Origin of the sequence: Promicromonospora aerolata, assembly GCF_042682255.1 — a bacterium.
GTDB lineage: Bacteria > Actinomycetota > Actinomycetes > Actinomycetales > Cellulomonadaceae > Promicromonospora > Promicromonospora aerolata.
In genome coordinates this window covers 1928519-1943048 of record NZ_JBHUHF010000001.1, presented here as the reverse complement: position 1 = coordinate 1943048, position 14530 = coordinate 1928519, and the positions used below count along the sequence as shown (strand labels likewise).

The 14530-nt window shown below is 72.1% G+C and carries 13 protein-coding genes; 6 read left to right on the top strand and 7 right to left on the bottom strand.

Annotated features, from left to right (window positions below):
- The first annotated feature begins 359 nt into the window (after positions 1-359).
- From ACFSL2_RS08815 to ACFSL2_RS08805, 3 genes are all read left to right on the top strand, one after another.
- Positions 360-611, top strand: a complete 252-nt coding sequence (locus ACFSL2_RS08815; protein WP_377197491.1) for a DUF6480 family protein — start codon at positions 360-362, stop codon at positions 609-611.
- Between the two features lie 24 nt (positions 612-635).
- Complete coding sequence (locus ACFSL2_RS08810; RefSeq protein ID WP_377197490.1) at positions 636-1430, top strand: SDR family oxidoreductase; 795 nt, start codon at positions 636-638, stop codon at positions 1428-1430.
- Positions 1431-1653: 223 nt separating this feature from the next.
- Positions 1654-3225 carry a molybdopterin-dependent oxidoreductase gene (locus ACFSL2_RS08805; RefSeq protein ID WP_377197489.1) on the top strand — a complete coding sequence of 524 codons (1572 nt, stop codon included), beginning with the start codon at positions 1654-1656 and terminating at the stop codon, positions 3223-3225.
- A 4-nt stretch (positions 3226-3229) separates the two neighbouring features.
- Here ACFSL2_RS08805 and ACFSL2_RS08800 read toward each other — a convergent pair whose 3' ends face one another.
- Positions 3230-4063, bottom strand: coding sequence for a class I SAM-dependent methyltransferase (locus ACFSL2_RS08800; protein WP_377197488.1), 834 nt, complete (start codon positions 4061-4063; stop codon positions 3230-3232).
- 163 nt (positions 4064-4226) lie between these two features.
- Between ACFSL2_RS08800 and ACFSL2_RS08795 the strand changes: the two genes are divergently transcribed.
- Positions 4227-4898 carry a winged helix-turn-helix transcriptional regulator gene (locus ACFSL2_RS08795; protein WP_377197487.1) on the top strand — a complete coding sequence of 224 codons (672 nt, stop codon included), beginning with the start codon at positions 4227-4229 and terminating at the stop codon, positions 4896-4898.
- 4 nt (positions 4899-4902) lie between these two features.
- On the opposite strand, the gene ACFSL2_RS08790 is transcribed toward ACFSL2_RS08795, so the two are convergent.
- The 3 genes from ACFSL2_RS08790 to ACFSL2_RS08780 all read right to left on the bottom strand — a co-directional run bounded on the left by ACFSL2_RS08790 (position 4903) and on the right by ACFSL2_RS08780 (position 7008).
- On the bottom strand, positions 4903-5355 hold the full coding sequence (locus tag ACFSL2_RS08790; protein ID WP_377197486.1) for a MarR family winged helix-turn-helix transcriptional regulator: 453 nt from the start codon (positions 5353-5355) through the stop codon (positions 4903-4905).
- 87 nt (positions 5356-5442) lie between these two features.
- Positions 5443-6090 carry an FMN-dependent NADH-azoreductase gene (locus ACFSL2_RS08785; protein ID WP_377197485.1) on the bottom strand — a complete coding sequence of 216 codons (648 nt, stop codon included), beginning with the start codon at positions 6088-6090 and terminating at the stop codon, positions 5443-5445.
- Positions 6091-6210: 120 nt separating this feature from the next.
- Positions 6211-7008, bottom strand: a complete 798-nt coding sequence (locus tag ACFSL2_RS08780) for a CPBP family intramembrane glutamic endopeptidase (RefSeq protein ID WP_377197484.1) — start codon at positions 7006-7008, stop codon at positions 6211-6213.
- Positions 7009-7115: 107 nt separating this feature from the next.
- On the opposite strand from ACFSL2_RS08780, the gene ACFSL2_RS08775 reads away from it, so the two are divergent.
- A complete protein-coding gene (locus ACFSL2_RS08775) occupies positions 7116-8111 on the top strand; it encodes a helix-turn-helix domain-containing protein (RefSeq protein WP_377197483.1) in 996 nt (331 codons plus the stop codon).
- Positions 8112-8193: 82 nt separating this feature from the next.
- Here ACFSL2_RS08775 and ACFSL2_RS08770 read toward each other — a convergent pair whose 3' ends face one another.
- The 3 genes from ACFSL2_RS08770 to ACFSL2_RS08760 form a co-directional block, all read right to left on the bottom strand.
- Positions 8194-9114 (bottom strand): hypothetical protein, encoded by a 921-nt coding sequence (locus ACFSL2_RS08770; RefSeq protein ID WP_377197482.1) that lies wholly within the window; start codon positions 9112-9114, stop codon positions 8194-8196.
- A 225-nt stretch (positions 9115-9339) separates the two neighbouring features.
- On the bottom strand, positions 9340-10131 hold the full coding sequence (locus tag ACFSL2_RS08765) for a hypothetical protein (protein WP_377197481.1): 792 nt from the start codon (positions 10129-10131) through the stop codon (positions 9340-9342).
- Positions 10128-10805 carry a SigE family RNA polymerase sigma factor gene (locus tag ACFSL2_RS08760; RefSeq protein ID WP_377197480.1) on the bottom strand — a complete coding sequence of 226 codons (678 nt, stop codon included), beginning with the start codon at positions 10803-10805 and terminating at the stop codon, positions 10128-10130. The genes ACFSL2_RS08765 and ACFSL2_RS08760 overlap by 4 nt, the downstream gene beginning before the upstream one ends.
- A gap of 328 nt (positions 10806-11133) precedes the next feature.
- Between ACFSL2_RS08760 and ileS the strand changes: the two genes are divergently transcribed.
- A complete protein-coding gene (gene ileS / locus ACFSL2_RS08755) occupies positions 11134-14463 on the top strand; it encodes an isoleucine--tRNA ligase (protein WP_377197479.1) in 3330 nt (1109 codons plus the stop codon).
- The last annotated feature ends 67 nt before the right edge of the window (positions 14464-14530 follow it).

Here is a 14530-nt window from a genome sequence, read left to right as displayed (position 1 = left end):
GCATCAGCGGGCCAAAGCAGGGCCCGCGACCCGGTCGTCACGATACACCGGCGCGTGCGGGCGTCTCCGGAGGATTTCGCTCTCGGCGTCGCCGCCCGAGCCGTGCTTCATGCCGTTTGCTGGTGCCGGGTTCCGGACCGTCGGTGGTGCCGGGTTCCGGACCGTCGGTGGTGCCGGGTTCCGGACCGTCGGTGGTGCCGGGTTCCGGACCGTCGGTGGTGCCGGGTTCCGGACCGTCGGTGGTGCCGGGCTCCGCACCGTCGGCGGTGCCGGGCGGAGGCACCCGCCGCGCGACTGGCACCCGGCGTGCCTACGGTGGAGGCGACCCCAGGCCAGGGGACAGGGCAGGGAGATCCACGATGACGAACGAGCCGGAGAACCAGGCAGCACACAACCCGGACCCCGAGCCGGACGGCCGCACGATGCCCCTCAGCGGCAACCTCCAGCCGGGCGAGACCCCACCCGAATCCGACCAGGTGAGCGCGCCCCAGGGACACGAGGAGCACGGTCCGCCGCGTTGGGCGCCGTGGGTGTGGATCGTCGCGATCCTCGTGGTCGCCGGGCTGGTCGTCGCCCTCTTCGGTGGCTATGCCGCCGGCCTGCTCCGCTGACGGGGGAAGCACTACAGTGCGGCCATGAGCGACAGCACCGCCCCCGAGACCCGTCCCGCGAACCGCCGTGCCCTGGTGACCGGAGCGTCGTCGGGCATCGGCGCCGCCACCGTGCGCCGGCTGCGCGCCGACGGCTGGGACGTCGTGGCCGCCGCCCGTCGCGCCGACCGCCTGGACGCGCTCGCCGCCGAGACGGGCTGCGAGGCGTACGTCGCCGACCTGACGGACGACGACGCCGTGGCCGCCCTCGCCGCGCACCTCACCGCCACCGGTGGACTCGACGCCGTGGTGAACAACGCGGGCGGCGCGTTCGGCCTGGACCGGGTGGAGGACGCCGACATCGACGGCTGGCGCCGCATGTACGAGATCAACGTACTGGGCACGCTGCGCGTCACGCAGGCCGTACTGCCATTGCTGCGCGAGGCGGGTACCACCAAGGGCGTCGCCGATGTCGTGAACGTGACCTCCACCGCCGCCCAGGGCGCCTACGAGGGCGGCGCCGGCTACACCGGTGCCAAGCACGCGGAGCACATGCTGTCCCAGACACTGCGCTGGGAGATCGCGGGCGAGCCCGTGCGGGTCATCGAGGTCGCGCCGGGTGCCGTGGCGACGGAGGAGTTCTCACTCGTGCGGTTCGGCGGCGACGCCGAGAAGGCCGCCGCCGTCTACGAGGGATACACGCCCCTGACCGCCGACGACATCGCCGACACCATCGCCTGGACCCTGTCCCGCCCGGACCACGTCAACATCGACCTGGTGACGATCCGGCCGCGCGCGCAGGCGCACAACTCGAAGATCGTGCGCGGCACGGGAGTCTGAGTGGGCTGCGCTGGTTGAGTTCGGTCGGTTGGGATGAGATCGGTCAGTTAACCGACCGATCTCATCCCAACCGACCGAACTAACTTCTGGGCCGTGTGCAACCGACCGAACTCACGTCTGGGCCGTGTGTAGCCGACCGAAGTCGCAGTTCAAGTCCTTACAGGCTCATGACGGTGCACGCCCGGACCCCGTCGAACCCACCTCCGCGTGCCAGGCTGAGCGTATGACCCAGGCAACCGAGAGCCCCACGGCACCGCAGGCCGGCCGCTCCCCGCACGACACCTGGTGGGCCGCGCTGGCCGGCGTCCTCGCGGGCGCGGCGGGTCTGGCCGTCGCGGAGCTCGTCGCGGCACTCGTCGCACCCGGCGCGAGCACCCTGTTCGCGGGCGGCGCGGCCGTCGTCGACGCCGTACCGCCCTGGCTCAAGGACTTCGCCGTGCAGGCGTTCGGCACCAACGACAAGGCGGTCCTGCTCGCGTCGATGGGCGTGGTCCTGGCCCTCGGCGCGGCGCTCGCGGGAGCGCTCGAGCTGCGTCGCCCGCCGTCGGGCGCGCTGTTGATCGCTGCCGTCGGCGTGGTCGGGGCGATCGTGGCGGTGCTGCGACCGGACGCGACGCCGCTGTGGGCGCTGCCCAGCATCGTCGGGATCGGTGGCGCGGTGATCCTGCTGCGGCAGGCCATGGCACGGCTGCGGCCGGCCGCTGACCTGCGGGCCGACTCGGGGAGCGCCGTCGACCGGCGCGGGTTCCTGGTCGTCACCGGGATCGCGGCGGGCGTGGCCGTGCTGGCCCTGGCGGGCTCGCGCGTCGTCTCGGCGGGGGCAGCGGCTGTGAACGTCGTGCGCGAGAAGATCCGCCTGCCTGCCGCGCGCACGACCGCGCCGGCGGTGCCCGCCGGTGCGGACCTCGAGCTCGACGGCCTGGCCCCGTACATCACCCCGAACCCGGAGTTCTACCGCATCGACACGGCCCTGCGGGTGCCGCAGCTGGAGCCGGCGGAATGGTCGCTGGAGGTGCACGGCATGGTGGACGAGCCGTTCACGATCACCTGGGACGAGCTGCTCGCGCTGCCGCTCGAGGAGCATCATGTGACCCTCTCCTGCGTGAGCAACCCCGTGGGCGGCGACCTCATCGGTAACGCCCTGTGGCTCGGCTACCCGGTCCGGGCGCTGCTCGAGCGCGCCAAGCCCCAGGCGGGTGCCGACATGGTGCTGTCACGCAGTGTCGACGGCTTCACCGCCGGGACGCCGCTGGACGTGCTCCAGGACCCGGACCGCGCCAACCTGCTCGCGGTCGGCATGAACGGTGAGCCGCTCCCCGTGGACCACGGCTTCCCCGCCCGGCTCGTGGTGCCCGGCCTGTACGGGTACGTGTCGGCCACCAAGTGGGTCACGTCGCTCAAGGTCACGACCTTCGACGCCGACCAGGGCTACTGGACGCCGCGCGGCTGGTCGGCGCTGGGGCCGGTCAAGGTGCAGTCGCGCATCGAGGTGCCGCGCGGGTCCGTGGCGCCGGGCGCGGTGACGGTGGCCGGCGTCGCGTGGGCGCCCCACACGGGCATCAGCGCGGTGGAGGTCCGGGCGGACGACGGCGACTGGGTCCCCGCAGAACTCGCCGAGACGGTCGGATCCGACACGTGGCGCCAGTGGCGGGTGTCGCTGGAGCTCGACGCCGGGGACCACACCGTCGCGGTGCGCGCCACCGACGCCGACGGGCTGGTCCAGACCGACGCGGAGGCCCCGCCCGCTCCGAACGGGGCCACCGGCTGGCATACCGTGAACGTGTCGGTGGGCTGAGCTCTCAGCCGCGGGTGGCGGTGAGCAGCAGGTAGTCCCAGCCCATGGCGCCGTCGGTGTCCTGGAACCGGGCGGCGAGGCCCAGCAGCGCCTCGTCGAGAGCGGCAGTGCGCGCAGCGTCGTCGGCCACGTTGCGGTACACCGCGATGGTCGGGCCGTACACGGACTTGAAGAAGTCGCGGAACTCCGCGCCGGACGCGAACCGTGAGACGGGTAGTGAACGCACCTCCGTGTGCACGGCGGTGACGCCGTCGCCGAGCAGCGCGCGCACGTGGGCCTCGTCGCCCCACAGGGGCGGCGGTTCCGCGCCGGGCGGCGGGGCGGGCGCGAACGGCTTCATCGCGGTGAACATCTGGCCGATGAACCCGGGCGGCGTCCAGGCGATGAGCCCGATCGTCCCGCCGGGACGCGTCACGCGGAGCAGCTCGTCGGCGGCGACGTGGTGGAACGGGGCGAACATGACGCCGACGCAGGACAGCACCGTGTCGAACTCCGCGTCTGCGTAGGGCAGGGCATGGGCGTCGGCCTCTGCCCACGTGAGCTCGGCGCCGGCGGCCGCAGCCGCCGCACGTCCGGCATCGAACAGCTCGGGTGTGAGGTCCGATGCGATGACGTGGGCGCCGGCGAGGGCGGCCGGGATCGCGGCGTTACCTGAGCCCGCCGCGACGTCGAGCACGCGGTCGCCCGGCCGCACGCCTGCGGCCTCGACCAGGACGGCGCCGAGGCCGGGGATCACCTCGGAGGCGACTGCCGGGTAGTCGCCGAGCGCCCACAGCGCCCGGTGCTTGGTACGGACGGCGGTGAGGACGTCGGGCGGGACGACGGCGGTGTCGGTCATGGGACTGCTCCTTGTCCGGACTGGCTTGGAGTCTCACTGTCCGCCCGCGTGCGACATCTCCTCCAGTGCCGTCTCTGTACCGGGTGAGGTTCGCGATCTGTACTGGTGCGCGGGCCCGGCGGAGCGTTGACTTGAGTCTGCGGGGGCCCGGCGAGGAGGCGTCATGACGACGTACGGCCAGTTCTGTCCTGTGGCCAAGGCCATGGAGGTGCTCGACGAGCGGTGGACCCTCCTGGTGGTCCGCGAGCTGCTGGCGGGCAGCACCCGGTTCAACGAGCTGCGGCGCGGCAACCCGAGGATGTCGCCGGCCCTGCTCGCCAAGCGCCTGCGCTCGCTGGAGCGCGCCGGCGTGGTGCGGCGCTACGAGACCGACGGCCACCCCGGGTACCGGCTCACGCAGGCCGGTGAGGAGCTGCGCCCGCTCGTGGAGAACCTGGGCAGCTGGGGCACGCGGTGGGTCGGCGGGCTCGGGGAGGCCGACCTGGACCCGCACCTGCTGATGTGGGACATGCGGCGCACCGTGCCCGTGGCGGCCTGGCCGCGTGAGCGAACGGTCGTCGCGTTCCGGCTCGACGGCGTCCCCGCGCCGGTCGCGCGCTGGTGGCTCGTGGTGCGCGACGGCGAGGTCGACGTCTGCGACTACGACCCCGGTTTCGAGACGACGGTGACGGTGTCGGCCGCACTGCGCACCCTGGTGCGCGTGTGGCGGGGAGACCTGTCGTGGCAGGGCGCGCTGCGCGGGCAGGACGTGACGCTGGACGGACCGGCGGAGGCGCGCAGGGAGCTGCCGGTGTGGCTGGGGCAGTCGGCTCTTGCGGCTGTACCGCGACCGTGACCGGTCAGCAGTACCGCGCCGACGCGGACGAGGTGGCGGCTACGAGCAGCTCGTGGAGCTGGGAGCGCTGCTCGGCCGTGAGCGTCTGGAAGACCTCGTCCTCGACGGCGGTCAACGCGGTCTCCGCCGCGCAGAGCAGGCTGACGCCGTCGTCCGTCACGGAGACGACGTGCCGCCGCCGGTCCTCCGGCGAGCGGCGCCGCTCGACGAGGCCCCGGCCCTCCAGCTCGTTGAGCAGGCCGACGACGTTGGTGCCGTCCAGGACCAGGGCGGAGGCGAGGTCGCGCTGGGTGATGTCGCCCCGGGCGCGGAGCACCGTCAGCGCCACCAGATGCCGGGTGCGCAGGCCGAGCGGGGCGAGCGCCGACTCGGACCGCCGGCTGAGGTGGCGCGCGAGATAGTCGATGAGCGCGCCCGACCGGCGCGCAGGCTGGTCCAGGACCGGCAGCTCGTCCACGGCATCTCCTTCGTCGTCTCGGCCCCGCGCCACCACTCTACGGGCGGGCGGGGCCGTGACGTGCGAAATTGCGCGGTGAGCAGTTGTTCAGGCGTTCGCCACAGCGGGCTCCCAGAGCCCGTCGATGGTGGCCTCGGCCTGGCGCCGGCTCTCCTCGTACAGCGGCACCAGCTCGGCCATGGCGGGGTTCACCGGGGCGAGCGTGAGCTCGGTGGTGACGAAGCGGGGCTCGATCCCGGTCATCGCCAGACCGTGCGGGAGCCAGGCCGTCCCGTGGTCCCAGCCGTGCCGCGGGGTGCCCTCCGCGTAGCCTCCGCCGCGCGAGACGATCACCACGAAGTCGCGGCCGCCCAGCAGGCCCTCCCGGCTCTCGGGGTCGAAGGACAGCCCCGGGGCGATCAGGTGGTCGACCCACGCCTTCACGGCGCTGGGCGCACCGTAGTTGTAGATCGGCAGGCCGAGCACCACGACGTCAGCCGCTGCGATCTCGCCCACGAGCTCCTTGATGAGATCCCACGACGCCGCCTGTTCCGGCGTGTGCTGGTCGGGCGGAAGGGCACGGCAGAGGTTCGCCGAGCTGTCGAAGTGCGGCACCGGCTCGGCGCCGAGGTCGCGATAGGTCACGGCGCCGTCGGGGTGCTGGGCGCGCCACGTGCGCACGGCGCGCGCGGTGAGCTGTCGGCTGACCGAGCTCTCGCCCTGGATGCTCGCGTCGATGTGTAGCAGCCTTGCCATGGTCGGGTCCTCCTGGAGGTCTCTCGGGTGTGGCCAAAGGGCCTCCAGCGTCAATCATTTGTGGTTCACATAGTATTTCCGAGTCGCCTATGATCTGAGTCACACCGACCCCGGGTTGGCTCACGGCCGTTCGGCGGCAGCGTGGCTCCGGAGCCTGGCCGGACGGCGGAGGAGGAGTGCGAGCCCGGCCACGGTGAGGGCGACGGTCCAGGCTGCCAGGAGGGCCGCGAGCTCCTCGGGTTGCGCCGGGACCAAGCCTTTTGCGAGGTGGAAGCCGCCGTGCACGCCGACGGCGGCCCACGTCGACCCGGTGCGCAGCCGTGCGGCACCGCACGCGAACCCGAGCGCCGTGGCCATGACCACGTAGAGCACGTGCTCGCCGACGCCGTCCTGGGGACCGCTGGACACCAGGTGCAGCATGCCGAAGGCCACGGAGGTGATGAGCAGCACCACGCCCGGTCCCCACCGCCGGCCGAGCAGGTCGGTCAGGTTGCCCCGCCAGAGCAGCTCCTCGGGGAATCCCTGGACCAGGACGGCACTGATGAACGTGCTGACCACGACCTCCCCGAGCGGGATGCCCACGCCGCTGAGTGGGACCCACTCGCAGGCATCGGCCGCGACGCACGTCGCCTGCGCGGTGAGGATGGCCGCCGCGGCGATCCCGAGGCCGAGCAGGCCGTGGCCGAGCGCCCGCCAGGACCAGGACAGGGCGACGCCGGACCACGGCCGGTGGACGAGGCGCCGCCGCCAGAGCACCACCAGGCCGACGGCGACGAGGCTGGTGACGCACCCGGCGACGGCTCTCTGCCACAGGGGGAGCGAGGTCGGCACGACGAGTGCGACTGCGGAGCTGTAGGCGGCGACGAGCGTCGCGACGACGGTGAGCAGGATGGCCCAGACAGGGCGTGCGGTCCACATGGCCGGGACGCTAGGTCCGGGGCCTGGCCCGGCACATCCACCTCGGGACACATGACCATGGTCATGTGTCGTGGAACGGCTCCGGCACGCCTGGCAGAGTTGGCGGCATGCCTCCTTGGTCACGCCTGCTCCGTGCCCCGAACCGGCCGGTCGCCTTCACGGTGGTGTTCTGGGTGATCGTCGGTGCCCTCGTGGTCGGCAGCATTCTCGAGGCGCCCGCTGCGGGGACGGGGCGTCTGGTCGGGGTGGCCGTGAACCTCGCTGCCATGGTGGTCCTCTGGGCGTGGCTGCCCTGGGACACTGCCGGCCGGCACCGCTGGGTCGCGCCTGCGTTCCTGGTCGCGGTCACGATGCTCGGTTTCACCGTGACGTCGGGCTGGCACTTCCCCCTGCTCATGGTGGCGGTCGCGGCGTTGGGCAGGGGCTACCGGCCGTCCGTCGCCGTATGGATCGTCGCGGGATTCGTGGTCACGCTCGGCGCCGTGCAGATGGCGTTCACGCCCGACGAGCCACGGCGGGCGCTCACGGAGATGGCCTTCGTGGCCCTCACCGCCGCGATCGGGCTGGGCCTGGTCGGCCCCGCCCACCCCGACGCCGTCGGGTCCGCCGATCGGGGAGCCGGCCCCGGCCGGCAGCCCGATCGCGATCTCGGCCCGCAGCCGGTCGTTCTGCCGCCGGCCGCGGTGGAGGCGCCGGCCGTCGCTGAGGTGCCGGTCGTCGCTGAGGTGCCGGTCGTCGCGGAGGCGCCAGCCGTCGTGGAGGCGCCGGCAGCTGTGGTGGCGTCGCAGGCCGTCGCCGGTGCGAGCCCGGTCGTGGAGGTGCCGGCGGCCGCGAAAGCGCAGTCCGTCGCCGAGCCCGGGATCACCCCGACTGCTCAGGAGCCGGCCGCCCTCTCGGAGTTCCCGGGCGTCGCGCTCCTGACGGGGCGGGAGCGCGACGTCGCCGCCCTGGTCGGGGAGGGACGGACCAACCGGGAGATCGCTGGCCTGCTCTACATCACCGAGGGCACGGTGAAGAACCACGTCTCGAGCGTCCTGCGCAAGCTCGGGCTACGCGACCGCACCCAGCTCGCCCTGCGGGCCGTGGCCGGCCGGTCGTCCTGACCGCAGCGGCCGGCCGTCCTGACCGCAGGATGACCATGCACCTGCTGCCAGGAACGGGCCCGTTCTGGCAGCAGGTGCATGGTCATCGTCTGCGCGCTGCGGGTGGCAGCGTTCGGCCAGGTTGCCAGGCCTCCCGGGCGAGGACCTGAGCGACCTCGCCGACCAGATGGCCGCCGGTCACGTGCGACGGGAAGAACCGCATGATGATGTTCCGCCCCTCGCCGACGAGACCGTTCTGTCGGGTCGCGTCGCGCCGGACCTGGCGTTCGGAGCCGTGGAACTCCTGCGAGTCGATCTCGACGATCAGCCACCGGTCGTCGCCGAGGTGCCAGGCCAGATCGGCCCGGCCCAGAAATCGGCCCCGCGCGTCGAAGAAGTCACGCTGCAGGTCATCGGGGGCGATGCCGGCGTCGAGCAGCCGCAGGCGGGCGTGGCTCTCCGGTGGCGACTCGGCCCGGCCGTCCGTCAGTGACAGACAGGCGATCGCCTGCACCGACCCCCTGCGGTTCGCGAGGCCACGCCGGATCACCGCGATGTCGGCGACCTGGATCAGGCCCTGGTTCAGGGCGTTGTCCAGGCATGCGACCGCGTGGTCGCGGGAGAGCGTCGGGAGCGCCTGGAACAGGGCGCACCGCACCGTGGCCACGGTGCGGCCGGTGATCTCTACCGTCTCCAGTCCAGCCGCGTACTGCCGGAACGCGATGCCGTCCCGTGCCCTACGCGCCGTACCGTGCGGAAAGGTCGCCTCCGGGACGACCCGGCGGGGGAGGCCCTTGACCCCGTGCAGCACCAGCGCGCACGATCCGACCGCGATCGCGCGCCGGTTGGCCAGCAAGGCGGACCAGGCAGCGCGCAGCCGGTCCACGTCGAAGGGGTGCAGGCCGTTCGGGACGGTGCCCGTGTCGAAGACTCCGCGCGTCAGGCGCTGCCAGGAGCCTCCGGTCACCAGGTTGCGGCGCTGCGACGGGCCGACGCCGACGGCGTCGCACTGCCAGGAGGACACGAGGCCGGCCTGTCGCCGCGCGCGGTTCAGGAGCGATTGCGGGAGCGGCGCTTTTCTCGGCACGCTCCTGATCATGGTTGATGATGCCTGAAGCCGTTCGTTGTCATCCACAGGCTCGTAGATGACCATGCACCTGCTGCCAGGAACAGGCCCGTTCTGGCAGCAGGTGCATGGTCATCGTGCGCGGCGCGGTGCGGCGCGGCTCGGCGCGCCTCGGCGCGGCCGTCAGTCCACGGTCAGCGTGTCGATGAAGGTGTCCACGAGGTCCGAGTCCTTCGCCGGCAGGTTCATCGTGATGACGTACCGGCCGGGACCGTCGGCGCGGTGGACGAGGATCCGGACGGGAGTCGCCGACGACTTGGCGTCCGGGTCGCCGCCCGCTGCCTCGAAGAGCGCATCCGTCCCCTCTTCGACGGAGGCCAGGCTCGATCCGGGCAGGTCGAACGACGTGGCCCCCGGGCCTGGGGTCTGGGTGAGGCCGCCGGCCTTCGAGTCGTAGAACTCGTTGTCCGGGGTGACATAGGCGATCCGGAGGAACGGAGGTGAGTCCGGATCCTCGCGGCTGTGCCACATGTCGGAGGTCTCGCCGGGCTCGTCCTGCACCGGGCCGTTGGCCACGATCTCGGACGGCAGGGCGTAGGTGAGGCCCTCCAGCTCGTGCACGTTCCAGCCGTCGGGCACCGACCCCGGCGCCGAGCCCTGGAGCTCTTCCGCAGCGGCCGGCTTCGAGTCCTTCGACGCCGACGTCGATACTGACGCCGACCCGCCCGGAAGCAGCGCGCCCGGCGGCGTCGGACCGTTGAGGGCGAAGGCGGCACCTGCGACGGCGGCCACCGTCAGCACGCCGCCGCCCGTGGTCAGGACGGCGCGGCGGTTCCGCGTGCGGCGGATCGCCACACGGGACATGGCGTGCGGGTTGGCGGAGGTGGGCGGCGCGACGTCGGAGCTGAGGTCACGCAGGTGCGCCACCCAGCTCTCGTCGACGGGCTCGAGGGTGGAGCGACTGTTCCTGGTCATGCGTCCTGTCCTTCCGAGAGCAGTTCGCGCAGGCGGGCGAGCCCGCGTGCGCCTTGTGACTTCACGGTGCCGATGCTGACGCCGAGCTCCTCGGCGACATCGGCCTCCGACCGGTCGAGAAGATGGCGCAGCACCACCACGCGGCGCTGGCCGGGACCGAGCTGCCGCAGCGCGCGCACGAGGCGCTCCCGGTCGGCGACCTGCGTCCCGCTGTCGACGGCCGGTGAGCGATTCGCCTCCTGCGTGACAGCCACGTCCTCGGGGGGTTGCAGGACCTCGCGACGCGTGCGGCGCCAGCCGTCGATCCGTGCGGTGGCCAGCACGCGCCGGGCGTACGCGAACGGGTTGCCGTCCTTGAGCCGGGACCAGTGCCGGTAGGTCCGCTCCAACGCGATCTGGGTGAGGTCGTGCGCGCGATGGTCGTCGCCGCACAGCAGGTAGGCGATGCGGTGCAGGGCCGCGGTGCTCTCCACGGCGAAGAGCCGGAACTGCTCCTCCGCGGACATCCCGGTGCGGACCACGGAGAACTCGGGCTCGCGGGCAGATCCGGCGGAGGCTCCGCCGGTCCGCCCGGCGGCAGGAGCACCGACGGGGCTTGGCACGGGATCGGCCCGCCAGGACCGGTCGACCGCCGCGCCGGCCGGTGGGCCGGTCGCTTGGCTGATTGCGTTCATGACTCCAGGACGCACGCGGGGCGCGATCGGGTTGCACGATGCACTTTTCCGGTTGCCGTCGCCCGGTACGATTGCCCCACAGGCATCGACCCGGCCATCACCGGTGAGCCTCCGGAAGAACAGGTCACCCCACCGCCGTCGGGCAAGGGGATACCCCAGTAGAACCGGACGGGTAGGCCCGTCACAGCCGTCAACGAGCGGCCGCGCGCAGAAGCGTGCGGCAAGCGGGGTGGTACCGCGGCGCACCCAGGTGTGGCGTCCTCGCAGCAGAAGCACCACAGATGTCCACCTGCTGCCGAACGCTGAACCGCCAGGAGCCAGAAGAACCATGGCCTATCCGCTGCACCGTCCCAGTGACGCCGCCGACCCCGTGCCCGCGTCGCCCAGCCTGCCCGACCTCGAGCGCGACATCCTCGCGTACTGGGAGCAGGACGACACCTTCCGCGCGTCCGTCGAGGCTCGTCCCGCCGGCGAGAACGGCAGCAACGAGTTCGTCTTCTACGACGGCCCGCCGTTCGCCAACGGGCTGCCGCACTACGGCCACCTGCTGACCGGGTACGCCAAGGACGTGGTGCCGCGCTACCGGACGATGCGTGGCCAGCGCGTCGAGCGCCGCTTCGGCTGGGACACGCACGGCCTGCCCGCCGAGCTGGAGGCCATGAGCCAGCTCGGTATCAAGACCAAGGACGAGATCGTCGAGCTCGGCATCGACAAGTTCAACGAGGCGTGCCGCTCGAGCGTGCTCAAGTACACCGACGAGTGGCGCGCGTACGTGACGCGTCAGGCCCGGTGGGTGGACTTCGAGGGCGACTACAAGACCCTCGACCCCACGTTCATGGAGAGCGTGGTCTGGGCCTTCAAGTCGCTGTTCGACAAGGGCCTCATCTACGAGGGCTTCCGCGTGCTGCCCTACTGCTGGAACGACCAGACCCCGCTGAGCAACCACGAGCTGCGCATGGACGACGACGTCTACCAGCAGCGCCAGGACCCGGCGGTGACGGTCGGCTTCGCCGTGACCGAGGTCCCAGAGGGTGCGGACACGCTCCGGACGGGCGACCACCTGCTGATCTGGACCACCACACCGTGGACGCTGCCGTCCAACCTGCTCGTCATGGTGGGGCCGGACGTGGACTACGCGATCGTCGAGTCCTCGTTCACCGGTACCCCGCAGCGGTACGTGCTCGCCGAGGCCCGCGTGGACTCCTACGCGCGGGAACTTGGCGACGAGGGCCCTGACGGTGAGCGGCTGGCGCCGAACGTCGTCGGACGGCTCAAGGGGAGCGACCTGCTGGGTGCCGCCTACGCCCCGCCGTTCGCCTACTTCGCCGGGCACACGGGCGCGCACCGCGTGGTCGAGGCCGACTTCGTCACCACCACCGACGGTACGGGCCTCGTGCACAACGCCGGCGCCTTCGGTGAGGAGGACAAGCAGGTCAGCGACCGCGAGGGCGTGGAGCCCGTCATCCCCGTGGGGGCGGACGGCCGCTTCACCTTCCCCGTCGAGGAGTACGCGGGGCTGCAGGTGTTCGACGCGAACGCGCCGATCATCGACCACCTCAAGGCCCGCACCCGCGGGATGGCCGACGACGAGGCGGGGCGGACGTCGTCGGGCACGGTGCTGCTGCGCCGCGAGCAGTACGCGCACTCCTACCCGCACTGCTGGCGCTGCAGGCAGCCGCTGATCTACATGGGTGTGTCCTCGTGGTTCGTCGAGGTCACCAAGATCAAGGACCGCATGGGCGAGCTGAACCAGGAGATCACCTGGGTGCCCGACCACATCAAGGACGGCCAGTTCGGCAAGTGGCTGGAGAACGCGCGCGACTGGTCCATCACGCGCAACCGGTTCTGGGGCTCGCCCGTACCGGTCTGGAAGAGCGACGACCCGGAGTACCCGCGCATCGACGTCTACGGGTCGTTCGCCGAGATGGAGCGGGACTTCGGCCGCCTGCCGCTCGACAAGGACGGCAAGCCGAACCTGCACCGCCCGTTCGTGGACGACCTCACGCGGCCCAACCCCGACGACCCGACCGGACGGTCCACGATGCGCCGGGTCGAGGACGTGCTGGACGTCTGGTTCGACTCCGGCTCCATGCCGTACGGCCAGGTGCACTACCCGTTCGAGAACTCGGACTGGTTCGAGCACCACTTCCCTGGCGACTTCATCGTGGAGTACATCGGCCAGACGCGCGGCTGGTTCTACATGATGCACGTGCTGTCCACGGCCCTGTTCGACCGGCCGGCGTTCAAGGCAGCCGTCTCGCACGGCATCGTCCTGGGCTCCGACGGGCGCAAGATGAGCAAGTCGCTGAAGAACTACCCGGACGTGAACGAGGTCTTCGACCGGGACGGGTCCGACGCGATGCGCTGGTTCCTCATGGCGTCGCCGATCCTGCGTGGCGGCAACCTCGTGGTCACGGAGGAGGGCATCCGCGACGCGGTGCGCCAGGTGCTGCTGCCGCTGTGGAGCACGTACTACTTCTTCACGCTGTACGCCAACGCCGCGGCCGGAGGTTCGGGGTACGCGGCACAGCCCCTGACCGCCGAGCGGGTGGCCGGGCTGCCCGTCATGGACCGCTACCTGCTGGCGCGCACGCGCGGGCTGGTCGAGGACGTGACCCAGCAGCTCGACACCTATGACATCGCGGGCGCGTGCGACACCGTGCGCCAGTACCTCGACGCACTGACCAACTGGTACGTGCGCACGCAGCGGGACCGCTTCTGGGCGGAGGACGCCGACGCCTTCGACACGCTGTCGGCGGCGCTCGAGGTGCTGTGCCGGGTCATGGCGCCGCTGGCGCCGCTGCTCACGGAGGAGGTCTGGCGCGGCCTGACCGGTGAGCGCTCGGTGCACCTCGCGGACTGGCCGTCGCTGGCCGGGTCGGCCGGGGACCCGGGGTACGTGGGCGAGACCCTCGTGTCCGACGACGCGCTCGTGGCCGCCGTCGAGTCCGCTCGGGCGGTGGTGTCGCAGACGCTGGCGCTGCGCAAGGCGAACAAGCTCCGTGTGCGGCAGCCGCTGCGGTCGCTCGTCGTGGCGGTGGCGGACCCGGACGGCGTCGCGCCGTTCACCGGGCTGCTGGAGACCGAGCTGAACGTCAAGGAGGTCCGTCTCGTGGCGTTCTCGCCCGAGGTGGCCGCCGAGTTCGGCATCATGGAGCGGCTCGCGGTCAACGCGCGAGCCGCCGGCCCGCGGCTCGGCCGCGGGGTGCAGGCGGTGATCAAGGCCGCGAAGTCGGGTGCCTGGTCCAAGACTCCCGCCGGCGCGGTGGTGGTCGCGACCGACGGCGGTGACGTCGAGCTGCTCGAGACCGAGTACGAGCTGACCACGGTGGTGGGCGGTGATTCGGCGGAGTCGGCCGACGTCGCGGCCGCGGTGCTGGCCGGCGGCGGCTTCGTGGTGCTCGACCTCGCGCTCGACGACGCGCTGCGCGCCGAGGGTTACGCCCGCGACGTCGTCCGCGACGTGCAGGACGCACGCAAGGCCGCGGGCCTGCAGGTCGCCGACCGCATCGCGCTCGACCTGACGGTGCCGGCCGAGTGGGTCGCCGCCGTCGAGGAGCACCGCGAGCTGGTGTCGCGCGAGACCCTGGCGACCGAGCTCACCGTGACCGCCGGTGCGGACGGCGCCGACCGCAAGGTGTCGGTGGCGAAGGCCTGACCTGCCGTCTCCGTTGAGTGCTGGCTATTTGTTGCCCGAACTGGGATCACCCAACAAATAGCCAGCA

What these genes read in the sequence shown, in the direction of transcription:
- ileS (WP_377197479.1), top strand. Translation starts at nt 11,134, where the DNA reads ATGGCCTATCCGCTGCACCGTCCCAGTGACGCCGCCGACCCCGTGCCC.
- ACFSL2_RS08805 (WP_377197489.1), top strand. Translation starts at nt 1,654, where the DNA reads ATGACCCAGGCAACCGAGAGCCCCACGGCACCGCAGGCCGGCCGCTCC.
- ACFSL2_RS08765 (WP_377197481.1), bottom strand. Translation starts at nt 10,131, where the DNA reads ATGACCAGGAACAGTCGCTCCACCCTCGAGCCCGTCGACGAGAGCTGG.
- ACFSL2_RS08780 (WP_377197484.1), bottom strand. Translation starts at nt 7,008, where the DNA reads ATGTGGACCGCACGCCCTGTCTGGGCCATCCTGCTCACCGTCGTCGCG.
- ACFSL2_RS08815 (WP_377197491.1), top strand. Translation starts at nt 360, where the DNA reads ATGACGAACGAGCCGGAGAACCAGGCAGCACACAACCCGGACCCCGAG.
- ACFSL2_RS08760 (WP_377197480.1), bottom strand. Translation starts at nt 10,805, where the DNA reads ATGAACGCAATCAGCCAAGCGACCGGCCCACCGGCCGGCGCGGCGGTC.
- ACFSL2_RS08800 (WP_377197488.1), bottom strand. Translation starts at nt 4,063, where the DNA reads ATGACCGACACCGCCGTCGTCCCGCCCGACGTCCTCACCGCCGTCCGT.
- ACFSL2_RS08810 (WP_377197490.1), top strand. Translation starts at nt 636, where the DNA reads ATGAGCGACAGCACCGCCCCCGAGACCCGTCCCGCGAACCGCCGTGCC.
- ACFSL2_RS08785 (WP_377197485.1), bottom strand. Translation starts at nt 6,090, where the DNA reads ATGGCAAGGCTGCTACACATCGACGCGAGCATCCAGGGCGAGAGCTCG.
- ACFSL2_RS08795 (WP_377197487.1), top strand. Translation starts at nt 4,227, where the DNA reads ATGACGACGTACGGCCAGTTCTGTCCTGTGGCCAAGGCCATGGAGGTG.
- ACFSL2_RS08775 (WP_377197483.1), top strand. Translation starts at nt 7,116, where the DNA reads ATGCCTCCTTGGTCACGCCTGCTCCGTGCCCCGAACCGGCCGGTCGCC.